Consider the following 4,963-nt stretch of genomic DNA (forward strand, 5'->3'; position numbering starts at 1 on the left):
CGCTCCTCGTGCGCGGCGACCTGTTCCAGCGTGGCGGCCCGGTCCATGAAGCCCGCCGGGCTGCTGCTGTCGAGCAGCGCGGCGGCGGTGCCGAGCCGGCCGGCGCGGTACGCCACCCCGGCGATCTCACCGACCGTGGCGTCACGTACGGCCAGCTCGGCGCCGACCTTCGCGAGCTGGTCGTTGAGCTGCTTCTGGCGGTTCACCGACCGGTTCAGCGCGGCCTTCGCCTCCAGCCAGCCCTTGCTGGCCGCGTCGAGTTGGGCGCGCAGCTCCGGCGTGCCGCCCTCGTCGTCGCCGGGCGCGGCGGCGAGCAGGGCGGTCCGGGGCGCCGCCGAGGCGGGGGAGGCCGGAACGGTCGCGACGCCGACAGTCAGCGTCGCGACGAGCAGGGCCGCCAACCGGGCGGCCGTCCGTCGTGCAGGTGCCACTGGGGGCATTCACATGTCCTTCCGTCAACCGCCGACCGGGTTAGCTGACGGGTTCGGGACGGAAGATCCCTACCGCTGACGCGGATGCACCCCACGTACGTGGTTCCCCGGCTCGCCCCTTCGGGCGATTAGGCGACGGCCACCCCACCTGCGCCGGTGACGCCGGTGGCTGCGGCCGCGACCGAGCCTACCGGCGCGGCCCGGGCGTGGCTCCGTTGCGCAGTGCCGCATGGTGGGGCAAAACCGACATAAGTGTACAGCAGTCACGGTGATTTAAGTCTGCCCTAATCACCACTCGGTCTTTCCGCACACTCCGGCTGACGCTCCGGGTTCGACCTGCAACGTGGCGTGATCGATGGAGAAGTCCTCGTGCAGCGCCGTCCGCGCGGCGGCCAGCACCCCGGCCGGGTCCACGCCCGGGTCGGTGGTCAGGTGCGCCGAGGCCACCTCCATGCCCGAGGTGAGCGTCCAGACGTGCAGGTCGTGCACCTCGGCCACGCCGGGGACCGCGGCCAGCCGGTCGTGCACGGCGGTCACCTGGAGGTGCTCCGGCGCCGCCTGCACCAGGATGCGCACCGCGGCCCGGCCGAGCCGCCAGGTGCGCGGCAGGATGAACAGGCCGATCCCGACGGCGACCAGTGGGTCCGCCCACCACCAGTCGGTCACCGCGATGACCAGCGCGGCGGCGATCACGCCGAGCGAGCCGAGCAGGTCGCCGAGCACCTCCAGGTACGCGCCGCGCAGGTTGATGCTCTCCTTCGCCCCGGCGCGCAGCAGCGCGAAGGCGACGATGTTGGCGAGCAGGCCGAGCACCGCCACCACGAGCATCGGGCCGGCCAGCACCTCCGGCGGCTCGCCGAAGCGGCGTACCGCCTCGATCAGGACGTAGACCGCGACGGCGCCGAGCAGCACGGCGTTGGCGAGGGCGGCGAGCACCTCCAGCCGGTAGAGGCCGAACGTGCGCTGCGGGTCGGTGCCGGCGCGCCGGGTGGCGGTGATCGCCGCGAGGGCCATGCCGATGCCGAGCACGTCGGTGAACATGTGCCCGGCGTCGGAGAGCAGGGCGAGCGAGCCGGTGGTGAAGGCGGCCACCGCCTCGACCACCATCAGGACGGCGAGCAGCGCGAACGCGGCCCAGAGCCGGCCTGCGTGGCGGTGTGCCGCGTTGGCCACCGCGCTGCTGTGGTCATGACCTGCGCCCACGCCAACACCCTCCCTGCCGCGTACCGGCCGGGCCCAATGTATGCTCACATCGCTATGTATGCAAGTGAACTGTGGGTGGCGCGGGCGTGGCCCCTCACCCCACCGGGTCGAGCGTGGTGAGGCGCTGGGTCGCCCGGGACAGCGCCACGTAGAGCGTGCGCACGCCCGAGCCCGGATCGGCCCGGATCTCGCTCGGCGCCACCAGCACCACGCCGTCGTACTCCATGCCCTTGGCCTGGAGGCTGGTCACCACCTGGAGCCGGCCCGCGCCGAGCGCGCCCAGCCAGCCGGCCACCTCGTCCCGGCGCGGCACCGGCGTGATCACGCCGACGGTGCCCTCCACCTGGCCGAGCAGCGCCTCGGCCGCCTCGACGGTGGCCGCCGGCAGCTCGGCGGCGGGCACCGTGCGCTCCACCGGCGGAACGCCGGTGGACCGGACCGCGTCGGGCAGCGGCAGATCCGGGTAGAGCCGGCGGATCTCCGCCGCCGCCACCGCGAAGATCTCCGCCGAGTTGCGGTAGTTGGTGGTCAGCTCGTAGCGGTGCCGCTTGCGCCGGCCCAGCGCCTGGTCCCGGGCCCGGTCCAGCTCCTGCGGGTCGCCGGTCCAGGCCGTCTGCGCCGGGTCACCGACAACGGTCCAGGACGCCAGCCGCCCGCGCCGGCCGATCATCCGCCACTGCATCGGCGAGACGTCCTGCGACTCGTCCACCACCACGTGCGCGTAGTCGCGGTAGTCGGCCGGACGCTCCCGCGCCGCCGCGCGGGCGGCGCGCTGCCGATCGGCGTACGTGCTCAGCTCGCGCACGCCACCGGCGAGCTGGTACGGGTCGCGCTTGGGCCGGGCCCGCTGCACCGGCTTGCCCAGCAGCGCGTCCAGCTCGTCCAGCAGCGCGATGTCCGCCACCGTCAGCCCGTCGGTCGCGAGCGTGCGGTACGCCTGCCCGAGCAACCGGATCTCGGCCGAGGAGAGGATCCCCCCGGCGTAGCGGCGCAGCCGGTCCGGGCGGGCCAGCCAGTCCAGCACGTGCCGGGGGTGCAGCCGGGGCCACCACGCCTTGAGGAACTCGCGGAACTCCGGCCGCTCGATGATCTCGTCCTCGAACGCGGGCTGCTCCGGCAGCCGTCCCACCCGCAGCGTGCGGGCCTGCGCGTAGAGCGCGGCGAGCACCGCGTCGAACGCCGCCCGGCGTACCTCGTTGCGGCGCGCGCCCCGGGCCAGCGTCCGGTCCCGGATCGCGTCCAGCGCGGGGCGCTCCAGGCGCAGCAGCTCACCCCGGTACAGCAGGCGCAGCTCGGCGGGGGAGTCCGGCACCGCGTCGCGGACCGCGCGTTCCAGCACCCGGCGCATCCGCAGCGAGCCCTTCACCGCCGCCACGTCCGGCGGGTCGGTCCGCGACGCGGACAGGCCGGGGAAGAGCGAGCCGAGCGAGTGCAGCGTGGCGGTCTCCTCGCCCAGTGAGGGCAGCACCGAGGCGATGTACTCGACGAACACGCCGGACGGGCCGACCACCAGGATGCCGCCGCCGGCGTACCGGGCCCGGTCGGAGTACAGCAGGTACGCGGCCCGGTGCAGCGCCACCGCCGTCTTGCCGGTCCCCGGGCCGCCGGAGACGATCGTGACGCCGTTGCCGGGGGAGCGGATCGCCTCGTCCTGCTCGCGCTGGATGGTGGCGACGATGTCGCGCATGCCCCGGCCGGTGGCCCGGGACAACGTGGCCAGCAGCGCCCCGTCACCGACCACCGCCATGTCCGGCGGCGCGGCCTCCGGGTCCAGCAGGTCGTCCTCGATCCGGGTGACCTTCTCCGAGGCCGACTGGATCGTGCGCCGGCGTACCACGCCGCGCGGCTCGGCGGGCGTGGCCTGGTAGAACGCGGCGGCGGCGGGCGCCCGCCAGTCCACCACCAGCGTCTCCGCGTCCACGCCCCGCACGCCCAGGCGGCCGACGTGCAGCACCTGCCCGGTACGCAGGTCCAGCCGCCCGAACACCAGCCCCTCGTGCTCGGCGTCCAGCACGTGCCGGCGCTGGGCGGCGTGGAAGACCATCGCGTCCCGCTCGACCAGCGCGCCGAAGTTGCCGACCCGGGCCAGCCGGTAGCCCTCCCGCTCGGCGTCGGCCGCCGACCGGCGCAGTTCGGCCAGCCGGGCGTACACCCGGTCGAGGTGGCGCTGCTCGGCGGCGATCTCCCGGTCCAGCGTGGTCTGGTCGGTCAACGCGGATGCTCCTGTGGTCGGACGGCACGACGGGCTGAATGAGGGTACGGGCCCTCGGCAACCGCAGCGCCGGGGCATGCCGTCCGCGTGGCGTACGTCAGTGCCGTTCCGGAGCGGGAGACGCTCAGAGGCGGGCCGCCGGACGGCCGGTCAGCACCCGGTCCAGCACCCCGGCCACGGCGTCGTTCACCTGGTCCGGGCGCTCCATCATCAGCATGTGACCGGCGCCCGGGCAGACGGTCAGCTCCGTGGTGGGCAGCGCCGCCGCGATCGACTCGGCGCACGGCGGCGGGGTGAGCCGGTCCCGGTCCCCGACCAGCGCGGCGGCCGGCAGCCCGCCCAGCGCGGCGAGCGTCTCCAGCCGGTGCTGCGCCCCGATCGAGGCGCGGAACCCGCCGATCGAGCGCAGCGTGGCCCGGGCCACCGCCGAGGTGACCAGCCGGATGTCCGCCGGGTCGCAGCGGTCGCCGAACAGCATCCAGCGGATGCTCGGGCGCAGCGCGCGCAGCAGCGCGTGCGGTGGCCGCCAGCCGCCGCACCGGGCCAGCACCCCGGCGCCGGTGGTCTCGGCGAGCCGGATCAACCTCGTGATGCGGGGGGACAGGCCGTAGACGGTGTGCGTGTGCCCCTCGGCGGTGGTCGAGACGAAGACCAGCCCGGCGGTACGCGCCGCGAACCGGTCGGCGTGGCGGTGGGCGTACTCCATCACCGTCATTCCGCCCATCGAGTGCCCCACCAGCACGATCGGCCCGGACGGGGCGATCTCGTCGACCACGGTGGCGAGGTCGTCGCCGAGCTGGGCGAGCGTGGCGTCGCGCAGCGCCAGGCAGCTCGACCGGCCGTGGCCGCGCGCGTCGTAGGTGACCAGGCGGACCCGGTCGCCGAACCGTTCCCGCAGCTCGGCGACCTGACGGTGCCAGCTGCGGCCGTCGAGCGTCCAGCCGTGCAGCATCAGCACGGTGACCTCGGCGTCGACCGGCCCGGTGACCGTCACGTGCAGGCGTACGCCGTCCGGAAGCCGCAGTTCCATGTCGCCACCCCCGAGCCCGTCCGGTTTGCGTCCACCGGGTGTCCCGGCGGTGACACCGGCGTTACCCGTCATGACACCACGGCAACC

Annotated in this window: 3 protein-coding genes, 1 pseudogene and 1 riboswitch; all 4 genes and pseudogenes read right to left on the reverse strand. The window is 74.7% G+C overall.

Translation table 11 applies throughout. The features are described 5' to 3' along the window. A pseudogene (locus tag KBX39_RS22895) lies at positions 1–440 on the reverse strand (hypothetical protein); the annotation flags it as partial. Between the two features lie 4 nt (positions 441–444). Beyond that, a riboswitch (cyclic di-AMP (ydaO/yuaA leader) is annotated at positions 445–576 on the reverse strand. 143 nt (positions 577–719) lie between these two features. Further along, positions 720–1,634 (reverse strand): cation diffusion facilitator family transporter, encoded by a 915-nt coding sequence (locus tag KBX39_RS22900; RefSeq protein WP_043329179.1) that lies wholly within the window; start codon positions 1,632–1,634, stop codon positions 720–722. Between the two features lie 94 nt (positions 1,635–1,728). After that, positions 1,729–3,846 carry an AAA family ATPase gene (locus tag KBX39_RS22905; protein ID WP_064448226.1) on the reverse strand — a complete coding sequence of 706 codons (2,118 nt, stop codon included), beginning with the start codon at positions 3,844–3,846 and terminating at the stop codon, positions 1,729–1,731. A gap of 124 nt (positions 3,847–3,970) precedes the next feature. Beyond that, on the reverse strand, positions 3,971–4,876 hold the full coding sequence (locus tag KBX39_RS22910) for an alpha/beta fold hydrolase (RefSeq protein ID WP_064448227.1): 906 nt from the start codon (positions 4,874–4,876) through the stop codon (positions 3,971–3,973). Positions 4,877–4,963: the final 87 nt, after the last annotated feature.

It is taken from the genome of Micromonospora sp. D75, assembly GCF_018070405.1.
In the GTDB taxonomy this organism is placed as follows: domain Bacteria; phylum Actinomycetota; class Actinomycetes; order Mycobacteriales; family Micromonosporaceae; genus Micromonospora; species Micromonospora chalcea.

Bases quoted from the DNA above. Each gene is read 5' to 3' on its own strand.
- KBX39_RS22910 (WP_064448227.1), bottom strand. From the start codon at position 4,876: ATGGAACTGCGGCTTCCGGACGGCGTACGCCTGCACGTGACGGTCACC.